Raw genomic sequence first — 19,792 nt, forward strand, 5'->3', positions numbered from 1 at the left:
CGCGCAGCTGTCGGCGTTGTCGCCGCGGCTGAGCCGCCCGCCGACCCCCAGTCCAACCGAATGCATCCGGACGCCGCCTCTGCCCGCGGCGCGGGAGAATCACATGCGCCTTTCGCACCCCATCATCGACGATGGCGAGCTTATCGCCGTCGCCGCCCTCGGCGACGTGAACTGGTTCCTGCTCGCCATCGACGCCCGGCTTGAGGAGATCGACCGCGAGAGCTTCAACAGCGCCGAGGAGGCCGAGCGCGCCGCGCGCGGCTATCTGCGCCGTCATCATCCGGTCTCCAGCCCCTGGCGCGCGCCGCGCGATGAATCCCATGCCGCCTGAGGCCGCCGTCCTCGGGAGCGGCTCGGCTTGGCCCGCAACGGGGCGGCCCCGCTTCGCCGCGGGGGACGGCGTCGCGCTGGCAACGCTCGCCCTCCGCAGCGCGGCCGCGCTCGCCGCTGCGCTCGCGCTGGTTTCGCTGGCCGGCCTTTCCCCCTGACCTGCCCGCAGCGGCGGCTCTCTGCCGCCGCGCTCGGTCCTCGATGTCCTGGAGCTTTCTCATGTCCGGCCAAGCCGTCGCCGTTCCTATCGTTCGTCCCCGCGAGCGCCCGTCCCGCGCGCCGCTGCGGCTCGGGGGCCTCCGTCGCTTCATCGTGCCGATCCTGCTCGTCGTGCTCTGGCAGGCCGCGGCGGAGGCCGGGCTCGTCTCCACGCGGCTGCTCGCGCCACCCAGCGCCATCGCCACGGCGGCCTGGGACCTGACCATCTCGGGCGAGCTGCCCTATCACCTCCTGGTGTCGCTCCAGCGCGTGGCGATCGGCTTGGCCATCGCCATTACCGCCGGCGTCTCACTCGGGCTGATCGCGGGTCTCTCGAAGCTCGGCGAGGATGCGGTGGATGCGACGCTGCAGATGCTTCGCGCGCTGCCCTTCCTGGCGCTCGTACCGCTCTTCATCCTGTGGCTGGGTATCGGCGAGGCGACGAAGATCGCGCTCGTCGCCCTGGGCGCGACCTTTCCCATCTACCTCACCCTCTTCGGCGGCATCCGGGGCGTGGATCCCAAGCTGCTGGAGGCTGGGCGCATCCTGGGCCTCGATCGCGCCGGGCTCATTCGCCACATCGTGCTGCCCGGCGCACTGCCGCAGGCGCTGGTGGGCCTTCGCTACGCGCTCGGCACCGCCTGGCTCAGCCTCGTCGTCGGCGAGCAGATCAACGCCACCGCCGGCATCGGCTTCCTGGTGATGGATGCGCGCGAGTTCCTGCGCACGGACATCATCCTCGTCGGCCTGCTGGTGTACGCGCTGCTCGGCCTCGGTGCCGATCAGCTGGTGCGGCTGATCGAGCGCCGCGCGCTCGCGTGGCGCCCCTCGCTGATCCGGGAGGCGTGAGATGAGCGTCGTTTCCCTCCGCGGGCTGTCGCGGCGCTTCCACGGCCCAGACTCCGTGCCCGTGCTGGACCGCGTCGATCTCGAGATGGCGCCGGGCGAGTTCGTAGCGCTGCTCGGCCGCAGCGGCTCGGGCAAGACCACGCTGCTGCGGACTTTGGCGGGCCTCGATCCTGTCGCCGAGGGCGAGGCCAAGCTGCCCACGCGCCGTGCCGTGGTGTTCCAGGAGCCGCGCCTCCTGCCCTGGAAGCCGGTCTGGCAGAATGTCTCGCTCGGCCTGCCGGGCGGCGGGGGCCGAGAGCGTGCGTTGAAGGCGCTGCGCGAGGTGGAGCTCGCCCATCGCGCCGAGGCCTGGCCGCTGACGCTCTCGGGTGGCGAGGCCCAGCGGGCTGGCCTGGCTCGCGCCCTGGTGCGCGAGCCGGAGCTGCTGCTGCTGGACGAGCCCTTTGCCTCGCTCGACGCTTTGACGCGCCTTCGCATGCAGTCCCTGGTGGGCGAGCTGTGGGAGGCGCACCGCCCCGCGGTGCTGCTGGTGACGCATGACGTGGAGGAGGCGCTGCTGCTCGCCTCCCGCGTGCTGGTGCTGGCGAATGGCCGCTTCATCGATGACGTGCCGGTCCCACTGCCACGCCCGCGGCGGCGTTCGGCGGAAGGCTTCGACGCGCTGCGCGTGCGCCTCCTCGGCGCGCTCGGCGTGGACGAGGACGGGCATGACGCGGCGAAGGCCGCCTGAGATGCGCGCCGCACGACGCCTTGGGCAGCGATGTCGGGACCGAAGCTGAATCCCTCCCGCCACGCTTTCCACAGGAGCTCGCCATGAGCCTTCACGTCACGGGCATGATCTGGGCCCGCCCCACTTCCGACCTCGATGTCCAGGAGGGCCCGGCCTTCCAGCCGGACTTCATCAACCGCATCACCCGCCTGCATGAGGAGGCCGGCTTCGATCGCGTCCTCGCCGGTTACTGGACCAATGCGGCGGACGGCTTCCTCGTTGTCGCCCAGGCGGCGACGGCGGTTCGGAAGCTGAACTTCCTGCTCGCCCACCGACCCGGCTTCGTCTCGCCCACTCTCGCGGCGCGCAAGCTCGCCACGCTCGACCATCTGACCGGCGGGCGCCTGGCGCTGCACGTCATCTCCGGCGGCGAGGATATCGACCAGCGCAAGGACGGCGACCACGAGGGGCATGAGGCGCGCTACCGCCGCACGGACGAGTTCCTCGACATCCTGCGCCGCATCTGGACCGCCAAGGGGCCCATCGACCACTCGGGCGAATTCTACCGCTTCGAGCAGGCCTTCTCCGACATCCGGCCCGTGCAGAAGCCCTATTTGCCGATCTTCTTCGGCGGGGCCTCGGACATCGCGCTGCGCGTGGCCGCCCGCCACGCCGATGTCTACGCCCTCTTCGGCGAGCCGCTGGCGGAAACGCGCACGATGCTGGACCGCGTGCGCGCCGCCTCCCAGGCCGACCACGTTCCCGCCTTCTCATGGTCCAACCGCCCCATCATCGCCGCGACCGAGAAGCAGGCCTGGGAGAAGGCTCACGAGTATCGCCGCCGGGCTGTCGCCAAGCTGGAGGCCAACGGAACCCAGGGGTTGATCGCCGCGGGCCAGGCGGTGAACTCGCAACGCCTCGTTGCCCTCTCCCAGCGCGGAGAGGTGCTGGACGAGCGGCTCTGGACTGCCATGGCCGGCGTGCTCGGCGGCCGCGGCAACAGCACGGCCCTGGTCGGCACGGCCGAGCAGGTGGCGCGCTCGCTGCTGCGCTACCGCTCGCTCGGCGTTTCGCACTTCATCCTGCGTGGATGGGACCCGCTACCCGACGTCGCGCAATACGGCTGGGAGCTGATCCCGCTGTTGCGTGAGCTGGCGAAGGCCGAGGATCTCGGCCGGGTCTCCGTCTCCCTCCACACCGCTGCCGCCTGAGGCCCGCCATGCCCTTCACCCTCGACCGCCGCGCGCTGATCGGCGCGACCGCGCTGGCCGCGACGCCCTCCCTCCTCCGTGCCCAGACGCAGCGCACGCTGCGCGTGGGCAACCAGCGGGGCGGCCTGCGCTCCCTGCTGGAGGTCTCCGGCGTCGCGCGCGACCTGCCCTACCGCATCGAATGGAGCGAGTTCCCCGCCGCCCAGCCTTTGCTGGAGGCGCTGAACGCCAATGCCGTCGACCTCGGCAGCATGGGCGACCTGAATTTCTTCAGCGTCTTCTCCTCCGGAGCACCCATCAAGGCCATAGCGGCGACCCGCTCGGACGCCGCATCGCAGAACATCGTGGTGCGCGGCGACAGCCCCATCCGCACCGTGGCCGACCTGCGCGGCAAGCGCGTGGCGGCGGCGCGCGGCGGCTGGACGCACTACTCGCTGCTCGCGATCCTGCACAAGGAGGGCATCCCTTTCTCCGACGTGCGCTTCGCCTGGCTGCTGCCGGCCGAGGCTGCGCTGGCCTTCCGCACCGGCGAGGTGGACGCCTGGTCGGTGTGGGAGCCCTATACCTCGCTGGAGGTGCTGAACTTCGGCGCGCGCGTGCTCGCCGATGCCCGGGGGCTGACGCCCTCGGCCAGCGTGCTCGCCGTGCATCGGGACGCGCTGACGCAGCGGCGCGAGCAGCTGCTGGATTTCGTGGAGCGAAACCGGCGTGGCTGGGCCTGGGCGCAGGAGAACCGGCAGGAATATGCGCGCTCCACCGCGCAGATCATCCGCCAGCCGGTCCCGGTGATCGAGCGCGCCTATGACGTCAACCAGACGCGCGCCGTGCCCATCGACGACGCGCTGGTGCGGGAGTTCCAGGTGGCGGTGGACCAGGCCCATGCCTGGGGCGTCGTGCCCGGCCGCGTGAACGTCGCGGATGCCGTCGATACCTCCTTCGGCCGGGGTGCGTGACATGATCCGTATCTCCCGCCGCGCGCTCGGCGCGGCGACCTTGCTGGCGGCACCCGCCCTGGCGCAATCCACGCCGGTGCTGCGCATCGGCAACCAGAAGGGCGGGCTGCGTTCGCTGATCGAGAGCTCGGGGCAGGGGCGAGACCTGCCCTACCGGATCGAGTGGAGCGAGTTCCCCGCCGCCGCGCCGCTGCTGGAGGCGCTGAACGCGAATGCCATCGACCTCGGCACCCAGGGCGACCTCGCGTTCCTCAGCGTCTTCGCCAATGGCGCGCCGATCAAGGCAATCGGTGCCACGCGGCACGAGCAGGCCTCGCAGGCCATCCTCGTGCGCGGCGACGGGCCCATCCGGCGCATCGAGGATCTGCGCGGCAAGAAGGTCGCGGGCAATCGTGGCGGATGGGGGCAGTTCCTGGTCCGAGCTGCGCTGAAGCGGGCGGGTATCGATCCCGCCGAGGTGACGATCGTGCCGCTCGGCCCCACCGACGCCTCGCTGGCCTTCCGGTCCGGCGCCGTGGATGGCTGGGCGATCTGGGAGCCGTACAACTCCATCGAGATTCTGGGCTTCGGCGCGCGCGTCCTGGTGGACGGCAGCGGCCTCACGCCCACGGCCAACTTCATCTCGGTCCACGACAGCACGCTGCGCGACAAGCGGCCGCTGCTGCAGGACTTCCTGCAGCGCAACCGTCGCGGCTGGGCCTGGGCTCTGAACAACATCCCGGCCTTCGCCCAGAACACGTCGGAGCTGACGCGCATCCCCGTTCGCTTCCTGCAGCGCGCCTACGAGGTGCAGCGGACGCGCGCCGTGCCCATCGACGCGGCGCTGGTCGCCGAGCTCCAGGCCGCGAGCGATGCCGCCGTGGAGTTCGGCGTCTTCTCCCGTCCGATCCGCGTCGCCGACGCCTTCGACACCAGCTTCACGCTCACGGAGGGCTGAACCATGCCCATTATCACACGCCGCCTCCTGGGCGCCGGCGCTGCCACGCTGCTGGCCGCACCGGCGCTCGCGCAATCCACGCCCGTGCTGCGCATCGGCAACCAGAAGGGCGGGCTGCGCTCGCTGCTGGAGGCGTCCGGCGTCGCGCGCGACCTGCCCTACCGCATCGAATGGAGCGAGTTCCCCGCCGCGGCACCCTTGCTGGAGGCGCTGAATGCCGGCGCGCTCGACCTCGGCTACCAGGGCGATCTCGCTTTCCTGACGGTCTTCGCCTCGGGCGCGCCGCTGCGCGGCATCGGCGTGGCGCGGCCTTCGCCGGCCGGGCAGGGGATCCTGGTGCGCAACCCCGCGATCCGGAGCGTCGCGGACCTGCGCGGCAAGCGTATCGCGGGCAATCGCGGCGGCTGGGGCCAGTACCTCATCCGCGCCGCGCTGAAGCGCGAGGGCATCGCGCCCGAGGACGTCACCATCAACTTCCTGCCGCCGACCGACGCGCTGCTCGCCTTCCGCTCCGGCGCCGTGGACGCCTGGGCCATCTGGGAGCCGTACATCTCCGTCGAGGTGCAGCAGTTCGAGGCGCGCACGCTGGTGGACGGCCAGGGACTCACGCCTTCCATCATGTTCGTCTCGGCGCATGAGCAGGCGATCCGTGACAAGCGGCCGGTCCTGGCCGATTTCCTGCGCCGTTTCGCGCAAGGCTGGGACTGGGCGCGCGGCCACATTCCCGAATACGCCCGATACAACTCTGCGCTGACGCGCATCCCCGAGCCTGCTCTGCGCCGCGCCTACGAGATCGAGGCGACGCGCGCCGCGCCCCTCGACGCGGCGGTGCTGCGCGAATTCCAGGCGGCGGCGGACAACGCCGTCGAGTACGGCCTGCTGCAACGGCGCCTCGACGTCACCCGCTCGGTCGACCTGGGCTTCGCCCAGGCTGTGGCCGGTTGAGGAGAGTCCCCATGGCCTATCGCCCCGAAACCCAGGCCCTGCACGCCGGCTGGCGCGCGGACCCGACCAACGGCGCTGTCGCGGTGCCCATCTACCAGACCACGTCCTACCAATTCGCCGATAGCGAGCACGCGCGCAGTCTCTTCGGGCTGGAGCAACTCGGCTACATTTACTCGCGCACCGGCAACCCGACGGTGGCCGTGCTGGAGCAACGCCTGGCCGCCCTGGAGGGTGGCGCGGGGGCGCTGGCCCTCGGCTCCGGCCAGGCGGCTTCGGCCTTCTCCGTGCTGGGGCTGGCGCAGGCGGGTGACAATATCGTCAGCAGCACGGACCTCTACGGCGGCACCTGGAACCTCTTCGCCAATACGCTGAAGCGCCAGGGCATCGAGGTCCGCTTCGTCGATCCGTCGGAGCCGGAGAACTTCGCCCGCGCGACGGACGAGCGCACGCGGGCCTATTACGGCGAAACGCTGCCCAACCCCAAGCTGCAGGTCTTCCCCATCGCCGAGGTCGCGGCCATCGGCCGGCCGCTCGGCATCCCGCTGATCCTCGACAACACGGCGGCACCCTTCCTGGCGCAGCCGCTGCAGCATGGGGCGGCGATCCTCGTCTACTCCGCGACGAAGTATCTCGGCGGCCATGGCACCTCCATCGCGGGCGCCATCGTCGATGGCGGCAGCTTCGACTGGACGGCGCATCCGGAACGCCAGCCGCTGCTGACCCAGCCCGACCCGAGCTACCACGGTGCGGTCTGGACCGAGGCCGCGCCGAAGCTCGGCGTGCCACCCTATATCGCGGCGGTCCGCAGCTCCGTGCAGCGGGACCTCGGCGCGCCGCTCTCGCCCTTCAATGCCTTCCAGATCCTGCAGGGGATCGAGACGCTGCCACTGCGCGTCCGCCAGCACTCCGCCAATGCACGGGCGGTGGCCGAATGGCTGGCGCGGCGGCCGGAGGTGCGGCACGTCATCCACCCCTCGCAGCAGGGCGGCGAGGCTCGCGCGCGGGCCGACCGCTACCTCAATGGCGGCTACGGCGGGCTCTTGGGCGTGGAGCTTCGGGGCGGGGCGCGCGCGGGCGCGCGGCTCATCGACGCGCTGAAACTGTTCTACCACGTCGCCAATATCGGCGACGCGCGCAGCCTCGCGATCCATCCGGCCAGCACGACGCACAGCCAGCTCTCCGAGGAGGAGCAGCGCGCGACGGGCGTGACGCCCGGCTATGTGCGCCTCTCGATCGGCCTCGAGCATATCGACGACATCCTGGAGGACCTGGACCAGGCCTTCGACCATATCGCGCTGCCGCAGGCCGCCGAGTGAGGACGCTTCCCATGATGAACCGCCGGAACCTGCTGCGCCTCGCAGCGCTCTCGCCGCTCGCCGCCCCGGCGCTGGCGCAGACCGACGTCTGGCCGAGCCGTCCGGTGAAGCTGGTCGTGCCCTGGCCTGCCGGAGGCCCGACCGATACCTACGGGCGCGCACTGGCGCGCGAGCTCTCCGCGCAGTTCGGCCAGCCCTTCGTGGTGGACAACCGCACGGGCGCCACCGGCACCGTCGGTATCCAGTACGTCGCGCGGAGCGCCGCGGATGGCTACACCCTGCTGGTGCCGAACCTCACCGCCTTCATCGGCAGCGTGGTGGCGCTGGGCGAGACCGTACAGTTCGACCCGCTGCGCGACTTCACCCCCATCGGCATCTTCGTCGAGAGCTCCAGCATCCTTTGGGCACATCCCGCGCTGGGCATCTCGAACTTCGATGCGCTGCTGGCGCGGGCTCGGGACGCCAGCAAGCCGCGGCTGGCCTTCGGCACCACCGGCAGCGGCTCGGTCTCCGAGCAGGCGGTGGAGCAACTGGCTCGGCATTATGCGCTGGAGCTGGTGAAGGTGCCCTATCGCGGCACGGCACCGCAGGTGACAGATCTCGTCGCCGGTCACGTCCAGATCGGCAGTGCGGACTATCCTACGGCCGGCCCGCACCACCGGGACGGGCGCCTGCGCCCCCTGCTGGTGATCGGGCGCCATCGCCTGCCGGAATTGCCGGACGTTCCGACCACGGCGGAGCTCGGCCTGACGGAGCCCGACTTCACGGTTTGGAACGGCTTCTTCGCCCCGGCCGCCACGCCGCAGGCCATCGTGGAGCGTCTCCGCGAAGGGCTAGCCAACGCCACCCGCAGCGAGGCCTTCCGCGCGGTGACGGACGGCAATGGCAATCGCGCGGTGTTGCAGACAGGCGCGGAAGTCACCGCGCGCCTGGAACAGGAACTGGCCTCCCGCCGCGCTTTCGCGCGTGGGATCGTGAGCGTGGGAGGCTGAGAGCTTCGGCCCGAGGCTCAGCCTCGGGCCGGCTTTAGCGTCCAACCTCGGGCCGACGCGCATCGGCGCGGCTAGCCCAAAGCAGGTCAGCCGAGCAGATCCGGCTCCTCGCTGGTGATCTTGTCCCAGAGCGGATGGAAGCTCAGGATCCCGCCGCGCTCATTGCCTACCTGCGATGCGGTGTGCGCCGCGACCTCCGGCCGGATATGCTGCGGCGTGCCGGCGGCTTCTGCCAGCAGCTGCGTGCGTGCCGCATTGTCCAGCGCGATGAAGCGCCAGGCCGCGGCCTCGACCGACTGGCCCACCGTCAGCAGCCCATGGTTCTTCAGGATCACGGCCTTGTGCGGCCCCAGCGCGGCGGCAATGCGCTGGCCCTCGGATTCCTCGAGCACGACGCCGGTGAAGTCGTCGAACAGGCTGTGGGAGCCGTAGAAGGCGCAGGAATCCTGCGTCAGCGGGTCGAGCAGCTTGCCCAGTGTCGAGAAGGCCTTGCCATGCGTCGAATGCGTGTGTGCGGCGGCCACCACGTCCGGCCGCGCCGCATGAATGGCGGAATGGATCGCGAAAGCCGCGCGGTTCACCGCATGGGAACCCTCCACCACATCACCATGATCGTTCACGAGGATGAGGTCGGAGACGCGGATGCGCCCGAAGTGAAAGCCGAGCGGGTTCACCCAGAAGTGGTCGAGCTTCTCGGGGTCACGTGCCGTCACATGGCCGGCGAGGCCCTGGTCGTAGCCGTAGCGGGCGAAGAGCCGGAAGGTGGCGGCGAGGCGCTGCTTCCGGTGCAGCCGCTCCTCCTCGACCGAGCGTTCGGGCGGGCCGTTGCGGAGCAACGAGAGGAACTCCGCGCCCGCGCGGCTGGGTGAGCTGATCTGGTTCATGGTCGATGCTTTCGATTACCGGGGTTGAGAGGTTCGCAGGCGGCCGGGTGCCGACATCGGCATCGGCCGCCGCTGCGCCGCCATGGGTAAGCGGGCCTCATTCCGGTTCGACTCGGGCGAGGCGCAGCAGCGCCTCCGCCCGCGCGAAATCCTGCGCGATATAGGCGTCGAGCTCCGCGCCCTTCTGGAAAAGCGGCACAATGCCGAGGCCCTTCAGACGTTCCTGCACGCCGGGCTCGGCCACGATCTGCCCGACCTCGCCCGCGATGCGGTCCGCGAGCTCGGCCGGCAGGCGGCCCGGAGCCCAGACGGCCCACCAGGAATGCGCGTCCACGCTCGGGAATCCGGCCTCGGCCGTGGTGGGAAGCTCGGGCGCCGCTTCCAGCCGCCGCGGCGCGGTGACGGCCAGGCCACGCAGCGTGCCGGACCGGACCGGCGGCAGCATAGCCAGCATCGGGTCCATGTGCGCGCCGATGCTGCCGCCCAGCAGGTCCGCGAGCGCCGGCGCGGTCCCGCGATAGGGCACCATGGCGAGGTCGGCGCCGATCTGGCGCACCAGCTCCACCGTGCCGAGATGCCCGGCCGAACCCAGCGAGCCCACGCCGAAGGACCATTCCAGCGGCCGCGCCCGGGCCGCTTCCGCGACCTCGGCCAGCGTGCGCTGTGGGCGGTTCGGGTTGATGGCGACGAGCACCGGCCCCTCGCCCGTGCGTGCGATGGGCTTGAGGTCGGTCAGCGGGTCATAGCCCGGGCTCTTCATCACCAGCCGCGCGACCGTCTGGATGCTTGCCGAGACGAGCAGCGTGTGGCCATCCGGCGCGGAGGTCGCCACCGCGATGCCGCCCACGGTACCGTTGGCGCCGCTGCGGTTCTCGACGGTAACCGTCTGGCCCGTCCGCTCCTGCAGGCGCTGGGCGATCACACGGCCCATCACGTCCACGGAGCCGCCGGCCGCGAAGGGCACGATGATCCGCACCGGGCGCGTCGGCCAGGCGGCGGCGGAAGCGTTGCGCACCACGAGCGGCGCCGCCGTGGCGCCCGCGAGGAGGCTGCGTCGGCGGATCATGCCGGCGCCCCCGCCAGCAGGTCCGCGTAGTAGCGCTCTGCCACGTCGGTGTGCGAGCGCAGGCGGCCCTTCAGGTAGTTTTCGCCCACATTGCGGAAGAGGGGGTTCTGCGGATCCGCCGTGGGACCCGTCGCCTCGGCGGCGAGATGCGGCGGCAGCGCCAGCAATGGTACCTCCGCATCCAGCCGGGCGCCGAGGAAGAAGGCGATGGAGAGCCGGTCGCGCCCGCCTGGCGGGCTCACCACGCGGTGCACCGTGGCCTTGAGGTAGCCGTTGGAGGCGAGCTCCAGCAGCTCGCCAATATTCACGACGAAGGCGCCAGGGATGGGCGTCGCGTCTATCCAGCCGTTCTCCCCCTGCACCTGCAGGCCGCCGACCGCATCCTGCACCAGCAGGGTCAGCAGCCCGCTATCCTTGTGCGCCCCCACGCCCTGATCGCTCTCGCCCGCCGCGCGGCCCGGGTAGCGGATGATCTTCATGGCCTGGTTCGGCCGGTCGCGGGTGATCTCCTCGAAGCTGTCGTCCGGCTGCTCCAGCGCCTCGGCGAAGGCGGAAAGCAGGCGGATCGCGACGGCGGTGAGCGCCGCCTGCCAAGCGAGCAGCGCTGGCCGCAGCGCGGGCTGGGCGGCGGGCCACTGGTTCGGCCCCTGCAAGCGTGTCCAGGGCGGGGCGCCAGGCGTCTGCGGGAGGGTCTCGCGCTCGGCATGGATGTCGAACTGCTCGCGCCAATCGGGCGCGCCGCGCGTGATCTCACGGCCCGCGCGGGTATAGCCGCGGAAGTGCGGCGAGTTGATCATCTCGACCGAGAGTTTCTCGGCCTCGGGCAACGCGAAGAAGGCGCGTGCCTCGCGCCAGAGATCCGCCTCAAGCTGCGCCGGAACGCCATGGCCGACCAGGTAGAAGAAGCCGACATTCCGCGCAGCTTCGCGCAGCTCCGCCAGGAAGGCCGAGTGGTCGGGCCCGCCGAGGCGCGAGAGGTCGAGGACGGGAAGGGAAGGCGACGTCATTCCAGGAACTCCAGGATGGGGATAGGCCGGCTCGTCTGGTGCCGCGCTGATACGCGGTGGGCGTCCCTCATGCCGCGAGGCTCCCGCCTTTGACGGTGACGCGCGATCCGCTGCGCGTATGGGGGAAGTAGTCCCAGATCGCGAGGTGCTGGACTGCGCGGTTATCCCAGAAGGCGACGGAGTTGGGCTCCCACCGGAAGCGGATCTGGAAATCCGGCTTCTCGGCATGCTGCCAGAGATAGTTGAGGATCGCCTCGCTCTCCTCCTCGCTCACCTCGTTGATGCGGTAGGTGAACAGCCGGTTCACGTAGAGGCCTTTGCGGCCCGAGATGGGGTGGCGGATCACGACGGGATGCACCGCGCTCGGGAAGATGCGGCCGCGATCGTCGATGCCGTTCAGCGCGTTGCGGCGGCGGTAGTTGCGCTCCCCGGAGTGAAAGGCGGTCAGCCCGTCCAGATAGACCTTCAGCCTTGGCGAGAGCGCTTCGTAGGCTGCGGCCAGGCTGGCGAAGAGCGTGTCGCCGCCGTGCGGCGGGGTGGTGTGGATATGCAGGATCGAGCCGAGCGGCGGCTCCTGGAAGCAGGAGACGTCGCTGTGCCACTTCTCGCCAGCGATGACCTTGGAGTTCGCGTCGGCATGGATGGGCAGGATCTCGGGATGACCCTCGGGGCCTGGCGTGTTCGGATGGATATCGAGCTCGCCGAAATAGCGGCCGAAGCGCTTCTGGCTGTCATGGTCGAAGCGCTGGTCCCGGAAGAAGAGCACGCCGAATTCGCCAAGGGCCCGATGCAGCTCTTCGACCTGCCGGTTGGTCAGGGGGCGGGTGATGTCGATGTCGCGCACCTCGGCGCCGACATGCGGCGAGACGCGGTGCAGCGTCAGGGTTTCGTAGGTCATGGTCCTGTCCTTCGGGATGCGCCGGCGGGGGAGGCGCTTCGATAATGGGCGCGGTAATCGGTTCGCCGGCTCAGGGACCGGCGGGTGCAGGACGACATCGGTCGGACGGGCGAGGCATGCGGTCAGGTCAGCGCCACGATGAGGGCGACGAGCAGGAAGACACCTACGGTGATCAGCGAGAGCTCGCCGGCAGGCATCCACATCCGGGGCGCGTCGAATTCGCTGAGCGTGACGTCCCGGGCGTGCTCCTGCGCTTCGCGCGGCCGGCTGGGGACGGCATGCGGGACCTCATTCACCTCCATTTTACGTCCATTGCATATAATCCATAACAACATGGTGAATTAGCGGATCGAGTTTGTCGAGTCCCGCTGGAGAGTTCGAGAGCCCTATCAGGCTCTGCCCCGCCGCAGGACCGTGGGTAAGCGTTTGCTTGAAGGTCCTGGCCGTACGGGCGCTGCAAAAAGAACGATAATTAAAAGTTATAACTAATTGACTCTCATTTTACACCGTGAAATTGTGCCGCTCGATCCCCGTGGTCATCCAGGAAGCCCGTATGTCTGAGTCCCGCATCGCTGCGCTCCATCCGGTCCGGCCCGCCCTCAGTCGGAGCTGTTGACCCGGTTCCGCCGACCGAACCGCCTCACCCCTTGGCCAATCCCACGACGCGGCCTCGCCGCACGGAGAACCCCATGTCCCAGTTCCGCCTCCACGGCCGGCGCGCGCTTCTTGCCGGCGCGGCCGGGCTTGCCGCCACGCCGGCCCTCGCCCAGCACCATCATCACGGCGCGGCCACTCCCGCCGCCGCCACGCCAGCGGTCGCGCCGCTGCCCGAGCGCGTGAAGCTGAAGCTCACCTGGAATGCGACCGCGCTCTGCACCTCGCCCATCGCCGTCGCGGATCGCGAGGGAATCTTCGCGCGCTACAATCTCGACGTGGAGCTCATCAATTTCGGCGCCTCCACCGAGGCGCTGCTGGAGGCGATCGCCACCGGCCATGCCGATGCGGGCGTGGGAATGGCGCTGCGCTGGCTGAAGCCGCTGGAGCAGGGCTTCGACGTGAAGATCACCGCAGGCACGCATGGCGGCTGCATGCGCCTGCTGGGCGGACGCGGAACCGGCATCACCGAGGACATCGCGAGCCTTCGCGGCAAGACCATCGCCGTCACCGACATGGCCGCGCCGGACAAGAACTTCTTCTCCATCCTCTTCGCCCGCCACGGCATCAACCCGGACCGCGACGTCACCTGGAAGGTTTTCCCCGCGAACGTGTTCGAGTTGGCGCTTAGCCGCGGCGAGGTGCAGGCGGTGGCTCTCGGCGACCCGCTCGCCTACCAGTACCGCAAGCGCCTCAACCTCATCGAGGTCTCGACCAACCTCAGCGAGGATTACGCCGATCGCGCCTGCTGCGTACTCGGCGTGCGCGGCAGCCTCATCCGCAGCAACCGCCCGGTGGCGGCCGCGCTCTCCCAGGCGCTGGTGGACGCGCAGACGCTGGTGAGCCGCGATCATGACATCGCCGCGCGCACCTTTGCCGCCTATGCCCCCGGCGGCGTCAGCGTGACGGAGATGCGCGAGATCCTGGAGAGCCACACGCATGGCCACAGCCCCGTTGGCACGCAGCTGCGCGACGAACTCCAGGCCTACATCACCGACCTGAAGCGCATCAACGTCATCCGCGCCAACACCGACCCCGCGCGCATGGCGGAGCGCATCACGGCCAACGTCTTCGCCTGAGCCGTGAGCACCTCGGTTCCCATCGCCGGCGGGGCATCCCTTGCGGTCCGTTGGCCGCTTCCGTGGTGGCCGGGCCTCCTCGCTTCGGCGAGCTGGGCCCTGGCCGCCTTCGTGACCCACCACTTTCCCGACCAGGTCGACATCATCGAATGGGCGCAGACGGAGCCCTTCGCCATCGCGCAGGCCGCCATCGCCGGTGCCTTCCTGGTGCTGGCCCTGATCGGGCCGCTGCTTCCACCGTTGTTCCGGAAGGTGCAGCCGCTCGGGCCGTGGTTCGTGGCGCTGGGCCTCTTCTTCGCGGTCTGGCAGCTCATCACGGCCAAGCTCTCGCTGCTGCCCATGCCGTTCTTCGTGCCGCCGCAGCAGCTGGTGGAGGTCTATCTCGACGACTGGCCGCGCCTGTCCCAGAGCGTGTTGGCCTCGCTCTGGCTGCTGGCGCGAGGCTATGCGCTTGGCGCGGCAGTGGGCTTCCTGGTGGGGCTCGGCCTCGGCTGGTCGCCGCGCTTCGGCTACTGGGCCCATCCGGTGATGCGGCTGGTGGGGCCGCTGCCGGCCACCGCCTGGCTGCCGCTGGCCTTCTTCCTTTTCCCCTCCTCCGCGAGCGCCAGCACCTTCCTCATCGCGCTCGCGACCGGCTTCCCGGTGGCGGTGCTCACCTGGTCGGGCGTCGCGTCGGTGGATCCGGACTTCTACGACGTGGCGCGGACGCTGGGCGCCAAGCAGCGCTTCCTGGTGCTGAAGGTCGCGGTGCCAGCCGCGCTGCCGCACGTCTTCGTGGGCCTTTTCATGGGGCTCGGCTCCAGCTTCGCCGTGCTGGTGGTGGCGGAGATGCTGGGCGTGCGCTCGGGCCTCGGTTGGTACCTCAGCTGGGCGCAGGGGTGGGCAGCCTACGGCAATATGTACGCGGCCCTGCTGGTGATGGCCTTGATGTGCTCGGCGCTCATCACGCTGCTCTTCCGCCTGCGTGACCGGCTGCTCTCCTGGCAGAAGGGCGTCGTGAAATGGTGATCGACACCCTCGAGCGCCCCGCCCGCACGGTGGGCGCGGCGCTGGACGTGAATCACGTCAGCCACCGCTACCAGCTGAAGGGCGAGCCTCTGCCCGTGCTGGATGACGTCTCTCTCAGCGTGGCGCCGGGCGAGTTCGTGGCGCTGCTGGGCCCTTCGGGCTGCGGCAAGTCCACGCTGCTGCGCCTGGTCGCGGGGCTGGAGCCACCGGCGGAGGGCGAGCTGCTGGTGGATGCGGCGCAGGTAACCGGCCCCGATCCCTCGCGCGTCGTGGTCTTTCAGGACCCGACGCTCTATCCCTGGCGCACCGTCTGGAAGAACGCCGCGCTGGGTCTGGAGGCGCGGGGACTACTCAAGGCGCAACGCGGCCGGGTGGACGAGGCGCTGGAGCTGGTGGGGCTGGGAGGCTTCGCCTCGGCCTATCCGCACCAACTCTCGGGCGGCATGGCGCAGCGTGCGGCGCTCGCCCGCGCGCTGGTGAACGAGCCGCGGCTGCTGATCCTGGACGAGCCCCTGGGCAAGCTCGACAGCCTGACGCGCATCGCCATGCAGGGCGAACTGGTGCGGCTCTGGCAGCGTCAGCGCTTCACCACATTGCTGGTGACTCACGACGTGGAGGAGGCGCTGCTGCTGGCCACGCGCGTGGTGGTGTTCAGCCCCCGCCCGGCGCGTATCCGCGCCGAGATTGCCGTCGATCTCGAATATCCACGCCACCGCGATGACCCGCATCTGGTCAACAAGCGGCGCGAGGTCCTGGCCCTTCTGGGAGTCGGCGATGCGACGAATTGACCTTCTCGGAGGCATCTTGTTGGCGCTGGCTCTGTCGGCCAGCGCTGTCGCCGTCGTGGAGGCGGCGTCCACGCCGGCCGGCGTGATTTGCCGTACCGGGCCGGCTGAGTAGCCACTCCTGACCGGGAGCCCTCAACGAGGTACCGGCGCTCCCGCCAGGATCGCCTTCACCCGGAGCCCGAGATCGCTCACCGCAAAGGGCTTCGTGATCAGTTCCATTCCGGACGCCAGAAACTTGGCCTGATCAGCGGCTTCCTTCGCGTATCCCGTCATGAAGAGAACCGGGAGCGTCGGCCGGGTCTGGCGCGCAATCTCCGCGATTTCGCGGCCGCTCATTCCGGGCAGCCCGACATCGCTGATCATCAAGTCGATGTGGCGATCCGACTTGAGGATGGGCAGGGCTTCATCTTCCCCGGCGGTTTCGATGGCGCAGTATCCGAGTTCCTCGAGGAGCTGAAGCACCACCAGCCGCACCGCGACATCGTCCTCGATGACCAGGATGGTTTCGCCGGTTCCGGAAAGCTCCGTCTTGGGAGGGGAATCGATTGCCGCTTCAGCGACCGCCGGCTGGCGTGGAAGAGAAAGCCGGATGCGCGTCCCTTCTCCCTCACGGCTTTCAATTGCCACGTCGCCGCGAGACTGTCGCGCGAAGCCATAGACCATCGACAAGCCAAGGCCCGTTCCCTGGCCCAGGGGCTTTGTCGTGAAGAAGGGGTCGAACGCCTTGGCGATCACGTCAGCCGGCATGCCCGTGCCGGTATCGGTGACGGAAAGCTCGACGTAATTTCCCGCCTCGGCCCTATCACCCTGTGCGGGCTGGCCCGTCGCGAGGGATGTGTTCCTTGCGGTGATGGTCAATCGCCCGCCAGCTGGCATGGCATCGCGCGAGTTGATCGCTAGATTGAGGATGGCGCTTTCTAGCTGATTGGCATCCGCCACGGCCATGCCGAGATCGGGAGCTATGTCTACAACCAACTCGATGCGTTCTCCCAGCGTCCGCCGCAGCAAGTCCTCAATGGAGTTCACCAGGTCGCGAACATCGACCGGCCGGCTGTCCAGGCTTTGCCGCCGGGAGAAGGCGAGCAGCCGGTGGGTCAGCGCGGCCGCGCGCTCCCCGGACTGGAAGGCGGCGTCCAGAAAGCGGATGACATCGTCCATGCGCCCCTGCGCGACACGATGACGAGCCATGTCGACGCCGCCCAGGATGCCGGTGAGCATGTTGTTGAAGTCGTGCGCGATGCCGCCTGTGAGCTGGCCTACGGCTTCCATCTTCTGGCTCTGCCGCAGCTGATCTTCCAGCAGCTTGCGCTGCGTGATGTCCCGGCCGATGCCGTAGATGTTCCCGCCTTCCGGCACGAACGTCCAGCTGATCCAGCGGAAGCTCCCGTCCTTCGACCGCATCCGGATGTCGAGGTTGGCCGCCACTTCCCCGCTCAGGACCTCGGCGATGCGGGACGCGACGACATGCGCGTCATCCTCCAGCGCCAGGTCTCGTAGCGGCACGCCAATCAGCTCCGAGGCGGGATAGAGCAGAAGATGTGGCCAGGCGGGGTTCACCGCCCGGAGAGTCCCGTCGGGGCCGACGACGCTCAGGAGGTCTGGCGAGAGGTTCCAAAGCCTGTCGCGTTCCTGGGTCCGTTCGGCCACGCGCTCCTCGAGCGTCTCCGAAAGAACACGAAGTTTCTGCTCGGACTGCTTCGTCGTCGTGATGTCGTAGATCACGCCGCTGAAGATCGTCCCGCCCGAGGGCGCGGCGCGGTGCTCCCCGCGAACCGCGAGCCAGCGTTCTTCACCTGTATCCGCGCGGGCTATGCGGAATTCCTGAAAGGCGGCGCCCGAGCCGCTTCGCGCCTCGGGGCTTTGAATCAAAGGAGGATCGTCCGGATGCACGACCGAGTTGATCGTGCGCACGGGCAGGTTCTCCGCGGGACGAAGGCCGAGCAACCGGCAGAACTGGTCGGAGACGTCGGCCGTGCCGAAGCCCTCGACATATTCGAAGGATCCGACGCCACCCGCCGTTTGCGCGATGTGCAGGCGCTCCTCGACTTTTTTCTGTTCCGTGATTTCGGTCAGTACGCCGGCAAATCGGACCGGAGTGTCATGGGCGTCCAGGAAAGTTCGCCCACGTGCGGCGACCCACTTGATCTCGCCATCCACAAGAATGCGATAATCCCTGGAGAATACCTCGGCACCGTGAAGCGCTGCGGCGACGGCGATCCTCAGCCGCGTCCGATCGTCTTCGTGGACGGGCCCGAAGAAGGTCGATGTCGGCAGCCCCGCGGCCGCCTCGGCGATGTCGATTCCGTAGATGCTGGCGAATCGTGCGTCCGCGACCAGCTTCTTCGACGCGATTCCCCACTCCCAGGCCCCCGCGGCGCCGGCGACGGCCTGGATGACGCGAAGCCTTTCCCTGGCCTCAGCCGACTTCACGTGGTTGAGCCGCAGGCCCTCTCTCACGCCTGAGGCGTCGGAATACTCGATGCTGACGTCGGCGAGGGTGGCGAGGCGGAAGGCGGGAACTCCCTGCTCATCGCAAATCGTGCTGAGGCGAATCCGGTTCCAGAAAGGCTCGCCGTTTCGCCGCCGGTTGGGCAGGTCAGCCGTCACGGTCGAATTTTCGGCGAGCGCGGCCCTGATCGGTGCGAGCAAGGCCGCTTCGACCGGCGTCCCCTGCAGGAACCGGCAGTTCCGGCCGAGCGCTTCCTCCGACGCATAGCCGGTCAGGGCCTCGAATGCATTGTTGACGAAGATGATGGGATCATCGGGCAGTCGCGCGTCGGTCACGATCATCGCCGTGCCCGAGCCGGCCAGGGCATCGAACCACGCACCTCCGAGCGCCGGCAAAGCCTGGCCGCGAGCAGACCAGCTGTTATCTGCCTGGGGCTCTGGAGTGGAACTTTCAGTCACGGCCTCGTAACGCGCAGGCATGCAGGCGGTTCCCTAGGCGCTAAATGTCATCGCCGATAATCCGCCGAAGAAACTCCGAGATGAGCATGCGCAGCGCCTGGAGCGACGGCACGTCCATCAGCATGGCGATGTAGCCGCGGATGTCACGATCGTTGATCGCGAAATTGATGTAGAGAAAGAGGACCACGCCGTCATCGTCGGACGCGGCGGTCTGTTCGAACAAAGGCGCCCCGTTGCTGCGGATGACCTGCGGCAGCGACATCGTCAGCGGTTGCTTCAGCATGTTGGCCATGGTGGCCAGGCAGCTATTGAGCACCACGTTGCCGGTTTCCATCAGCGCCTCGTCCTCCATGAGGGCGGCATCGGTCTGCGCCAGCGCGCCGCCGGTCACCGCGTGGACAAGGGCCATGCTGTTGGATTGCGGAAAGATGAGCAGCGCGCGCCCGGAGAAGACGCCACGGAAATCCTGGCTCACGGCGACGAGCTCGCCGGCCTCGCGTTCCCGGATCAGTGTCGCGGCGCCCTGGCGGGTGACGACCTCCAGCGACGGGACCGAGAGAAGCACCTGCTGACCTACCATCTTTCGCAGGCTGGCCGCGGCGCGGCTGACGCCGATGTTGACCAGTTCGGTCAATGCATCGCGTTCGAGATCCTCCAGCGGAACGAGGTGCTCGTTCATGGTCCTGAGGATCTCAGCCGCAGCGCCGCGCCGGAGATGAAGCCGCGTGCCGCATCCTCCGTGACGGGCTTGGCGATGAAGGCGGCGTTCGCGGCCCGCGCCCGCGCTACGATCTCGTCCTGGATATTCGCCGTCGCGATGGCGATCGGCATGGCGGGGAAACGCCGGCGCATCTCCTCGGCCAATTCCAACCCGTCCCGGCCGGGCATGTTGTAGTCGATAATTGCCAGGTCCACCGGCTGGGTATCGATGACGGTCATCGCTTCGTCGGCGTTCCCGGCCTCGACGCGCTTCCAGTCCGGCTGCAGTGCAGCGATCACCTTCCCGACCACGATACGCGCCAGCTTGCTGTCATCGACGATCAGTACCGTCGCCATCATCA

The 19,792-nt window shown here is 69.1% G+C and carries 21 protein-coding genes; 13 read left to right on the forward strand and 8 right to left on the reverse strand.

Annotation, left to right across the window (positions count from 1 at the left end):
* Positions 1-103 precede the first annotated feature (103 nt).
* The 10 genes from WJM96_RS15425 (at position 104) to WJM96_RS15470 (ending at position 8,440) form a co-directional block, all read left to right on the forward strand.
* On the forward strand, positions 104-331 hold the full coding sequence (locus WJM96_RS15425) for a hypothetical protein (RefSeq protein ID WP_424813406.1): 228 nt from the start codon (positions 104-106) through the stop codon (positions 329-331).
* Positions 321-488 carry a hypothetical protein gene (locus WJM96_RS15430; protein ID WP_424813407.1) on the forward strand — a complete coding sequence of 56 codons (168 nt, stop codon included), beginning with the start codon at positions 321-323 and terminating at the stop codon, positions 486-488. Before WJM96_RS15425 ends, WJM96_RS15430 begins: the two co-directional genes overlap by 11 nt.
* Positions 489-549: 61 nt before the next feature.
* A complete protein-coding gene (locus WJM96_RS15435) occupies positions 550-1,377 on the forward strand; it encodes an ABC transporter permease (protein ID WP_424813408.1) in 828 nt (275 codons plus the stop codon).
* 1 nt (position 1,378) lies between these two features.
* The gene (locus WJM96_RS15440) at positions 1,379-2,107 is read left to right on the forward strand and encodes an ABC transporter ATP-binding protein (RefSeq protein ID WP_424813409.1); all 729 of its coding nucleotides are present in this window, start codon (positions 1,379-1,381) and stop codon (positions 2,105-2,107) included.
* A gap of 83 nt (positions 2,108-2,190) precedes the next feature.
* Positions 2,191-3,297: an LLM class flavin-dependent oxidoreductase gene (locus tag WJM96_RS15445; protein WP_424813410.1), complete on the forward strand. Its 1,107-nt coding sequence runs from the start codon at positions 2,191-2,193 to the stop codon at positions 3,295-3,297.
* 8 nt (positions 3,298-3,305) lie between these two features.
* Positions 3,306-4,250 (forward strand): ABC transporter substrate-binding protein, encoded by a 945-nt coding sequence (locus WJM96_RS15450; RefSeq protein WP_424813411.1) that lies wholly within the window; start codon positions 3,306-3,308, stop codon positions 4,248-4,250.
* Position 4,251: 1 nt separating this feature from the next.
* Positions 4,252-5,187: an ABC transporter substrate-binding protein gene (locus tag WJM96_RS15455; RefSeq protein WP_424813412.1), complete on the forward strand. Its 936-nt coding sequence runs from the start codon at positions 4,252-4,254 to the stop codon at positions 5,185-5,187.
* Between the two features lie 3 nt (positions 5,188-5,190).
* Entirely contained in the window at positions 5,191-6,132 is a 942-nt protein-coding gene (locus WJM96_RS15460; protein WP_424813413.1) for an ABC transporter substrate-binding protein, read from the forward strand.
* 11 nt (positions 6,133-6,143) lie between these two features.
* Entirely contained in the window at positions 6,144-7,448 is a 1,305-nt protein-coding gene (locus WJM96_RS15465) for an O-acetylhomoserine aminocarboxypropyltransferase/cysteine synthase family protein (RefSeq protein ID WP_424813414.1), read from the forward strand.
* 11 nt (positions 7,449-7,459) lie between these two features.
* A complete protein-coding gene (locus WJM96_RS15470; RefSeq protein ID WP_424813415.1) occupies positions 7,460-8,440 on the forward strand; it encodes a tripartite tricarboxylate transporter substrate binding protein in 981 nt (326 codons plus the stop codon).
* A gap of 86 nt (positions 8,441-8,526) precedes the next feature.
* Here the strand turns inward: WJM96_RS15470 and WJM96_RS15475 are convergent, their stop codons facing one another.
* The 5 genes from WJM96_RS15475 to WJM96_RS15495 form a co-directional block, all read right to left on the reverse strand.
* Complete coding sequence (locus tag WJM96_RS15475) at positions 8,527-9,324, reverse strand: class II aldolase/adducin family protein (protein ID WP_424813416.1); 798 nt, start codon at positions 9,322-9,324, stop codon at positions 8,527-8,529.
* A gap of 97 nt (positions 9,325-9,421) precedes the next feature.
* Entirely contained in the window at positions 9,422-10,390 is a 969-nt protein-coding gene (locus WJM96_RS15480; protein WP_424813417.1) for a Bug family tripartite tricarboxylate transporter substrate binding protein, read from the reverse strand.
* Positions 10,387-11,397 carry an isopenicillin N synthase family dioxygenase gene (locus WJM96_RS15485; RefSeq protein WP_424813418.1) on the reverse strand — a complete coding sequence of 337 codons (1,011 nt, stop codon included), beginning with the start codon at positions 11,395-11,397 and terminating at the stop codon, positions 10,387-10,389. Before WJM96_RS15485 ends, WJM96_RS15480 begins: the two co-directional genes overlap by 4 nt.
* Positions 11,398-11,464: 67 nt before the next feature.
* Positions 11,465-12,295, reverse strand: a complete 831-nt coding sequence (locus tag WJM96_RS15490; protein ID WP_424813419.1) for a TauD/TfdA dioxygenase family protein — start codon at positions 12,293-12,295, stop codon at positions 11,465-11,467.
* A 122-nt stretch (positions 12,296-12,417) separates the two neighbouring features.
* Positions 12,418-12,591, reverse strand: a complete 174-nt coding sequence (locus WJM96_RS15495) for a hypothetical protein (protein ID WP_424813420.1) — start codon at positions 12,589-12,591, stop codon at positions 12,418-12,420.
* Between the two features lie 393 nt (positions 12,592-12,984).
* Here WJM96_RS15495 and WJM96_RS15500 point away from each other — a divergent pair, with 393 nt between their 5' ends.
* From WJM96_RS15500 to WJM96_RS15510, 3 genes are read left to right on the forward strand one after another with little or no spacing between them, the layout of a single operon-like run.
* Positions 12,985-14,028: an ABC transporter substrate-binding protein gene (locus tag WJM96_RS15500; protein WP_424813421.1), complete on the forward strand. Its 1,044-nt coding sequence runs from the start codon at positions 12,985-12,987 to the stop codon at positions 14,026-14,028.
* Positions 14,029-14,031: 3 nt separating this feature from the next.
* Positions 14,032-15,036, forward strand: a complete 1,005-nt coding sequence (locus tag WJM96_RS15505; RefSeq protein ID WP_424813422.1) for an ABC transporter permease — start codon at positions 14,032-14,034, stop codon at positions 15,034-15,036.
* On the forward strand, positions 15,030-15,824 hold the full coding sequence (locus tag WJM96_RS15510; RefSeq protein WP_424813423.1) for an ABC transporter ATP-binding protein: 795 nt from the start codon (positions 15,030-15,032) through the stop codon (positions 15,822-15,824). Before WJM96_RS15505 ends, WJM96_RS15510 begins: the two co-directional genes overlap by 7 nt.
* 132 nt (positions 15,825-15,956) lie before the next feature.
* On the opposite strand, the gene WJM96_RS15515 is transcribed toward WJM96_RS15510, so the two are convergent.
* Genes WJM96_RS15515 through WJM96_RS15525 form a run of 3 tightly spaced genes read right to left on the reverse strand, consistent with a single transcriptional unit; the run spans position 15,957 to position 19,790 of the window.
* Positions 15,957-18,752, reverse strand: a complete 2,796-nt coding sequence (locus tag WJM96_RS15515; protein WP_424813424.1) for a PAS domain S-box protein — start codon at positions 18,750-18,752, stop codon at positions 15,957-15,959.
* Between the two features lie 19 nt (positions 18,753-18,771).
* Positions 18,772-19,410, reverse strand: a complete 639-nt coding sequence (locus tag WJM96_RS15520) for a chemotaxis protein CheC (protein ID WP_424813425.1) — start codon at positions 19,408-19,410, stop codon at positions 18,772-18,774.
* On the reverse strand, positions 19,407-19,790 hold the full coding sequence (locus WJM96_RS15525; RefSeq protein WP_424813426.1) for a response regulator transcription factor: 384 nt from the start codon (positions 19,788-19,790) through the stop codon (positions 19,407-19,409). Before WJM96_RS15525 ends, WJM96_RS15520 begins: the two co-directional genes overlap by 4 nt.
* Positions 19,791-19,792: the final 2 nt, after the last annotated feature.

It is taken from the genome of Roseococcus sp. YIM B11640 (assembly GCF_049727625.1).
In the GTDB taxonomy this organism is placed as follows: Bacteria; Pseudomonadota; Alphaproteobacteria; order Acetobacterales; family Acetobacteraceae; genus Roseococcus.

Coding starts and splice junctions, on each gene's coding strand:
- WJM96_RS15425 (WP_424813406.1), top strand. CDS start 104: ATGCGCCTTTCGCACCCCATCATCGACGATGGCGAGCTTATCGCCGTC.
- WJM96_RS15430 (WP_424813407.1), top strand. CDS start 321: ATGCCGCCTGAGGCCGCCGTCCTCGGGAGCGGCTCGGCTTGGCCCGCA.
- WJM96_RS15435 (WP_424813408.1), top strand. CDS start 550: ATGTCCGGCCAAGCCGTCGCCGTTCCTATCGTTCGTCCCCGCGAGCGC.
- WJM96_RS15440 (WP_424813409.1), top strand. CDS start 1,379: ATGAGCGTCGTTTCCCTCCGCGGGCTGTCGCGGCGCTTCCACGGCCCA.
- WJM96_RS15445 (WP_424813410.1), top strand. CDS start 2,191: ATGAGCCTTCACGTCACGGGCATGATCTGGGCCCGCCCCACTTCCGAC.
- WJM96_RS15450 (WP_424813411.1), top strand. CDS start 3,306: ATGCCCTTCACCCTCGACCGCCGCGCGCTGATCGGCGCGACCGCGCTG.
- WJM96_RS15455 (WP_424813412.1), top strand. CDS start 4,252: ATGATCCGTATCTCCCGCCGCGCGCTCGGCGCGGCGACCTTGCTGGCG.
- WJM96_RS15460 (WP_424813413.1), top strand. CDS start 5,191: ATGCCCATTATCACACGCCGCCTCCTGGGCGCCGGCGCTGCCACGCTG.
- WJM96_RS15465 (WP_424813414.1), top strand. CDS start 6,144: ATGGCCTATCGCCCCGAAACCCAGGCCCTGCACGCCGGCTGGCGCGCG.
- WJM96_RS15470 (WP_424813415.1), top strand. CDS start 7,460: ATGATGAACCGCCGGAACCTGCTGCGCCTCGCAGCGCTCTCGCCGCTC.
- WJM96_RS15475 (WP_424813416.1), bottom strand. CDS start 9,324: ATGAACCAGATCAGCTCACCCAGCCGCGCGGGCGCGGAGTTCCTCTCG.
- WJM96_RS15480 (WP_424813417.1), bottom strand. CDS start 10,390: ATGATCCGCCGACGCAGCCTCCTCGCGGGCGCCACGGCGGCGCCGCTC.
- WJM96_RS15485 (WP_424813418.1), bottom strand. CDS start 11,397: ATGACGTCGCCTTCCCTTCCCGTCCTCGACCTCTCGCGCCTCGGCGGG.
- WJM96_RS15490 (WP_424813419.1), bottom strand. CDS start 12,295: ATGACCTACGAAACCCTGACGCTGCACCGCGTCTCGCCGCATGTCGGC.
- WJM96_RS15500 (WP_424813421.1), top strand. CDS start 12,985: ATGTCCCAGTTCCGCCTCCACGGCCGGCGCGCGCTTCTTGCCGGCGCG.
- WJM96_RS15510 (WP_424813423.1), top strand. CDS start 15,030: ATGGTGATCGACACCCTCGAGCGCCCCGCCCGCACGGTGGGCGCGGCG.
- WJM96_RS15515 (WP_424813424.1), bottom strand. CDS start 18,752: ATGCCTGCGCGTTACGAGGCCGTGACTGAAAGTTCCACTCCAGAGCCC.
- WJM96_RS15520 (WP_424813425.1), bottom strand. CDS start 19,410: ATGAACGAGCACCTCGTTCCGCTGGAGGATCTCGAACGCGATGCATTG.
- WJM96_RS15525 (WP_424813426.1), bottom strand. CDS start 19,790: ATGATGGCGACGGTACTGATCGTCGATGACAGCAAGCTGGCGCGTATC.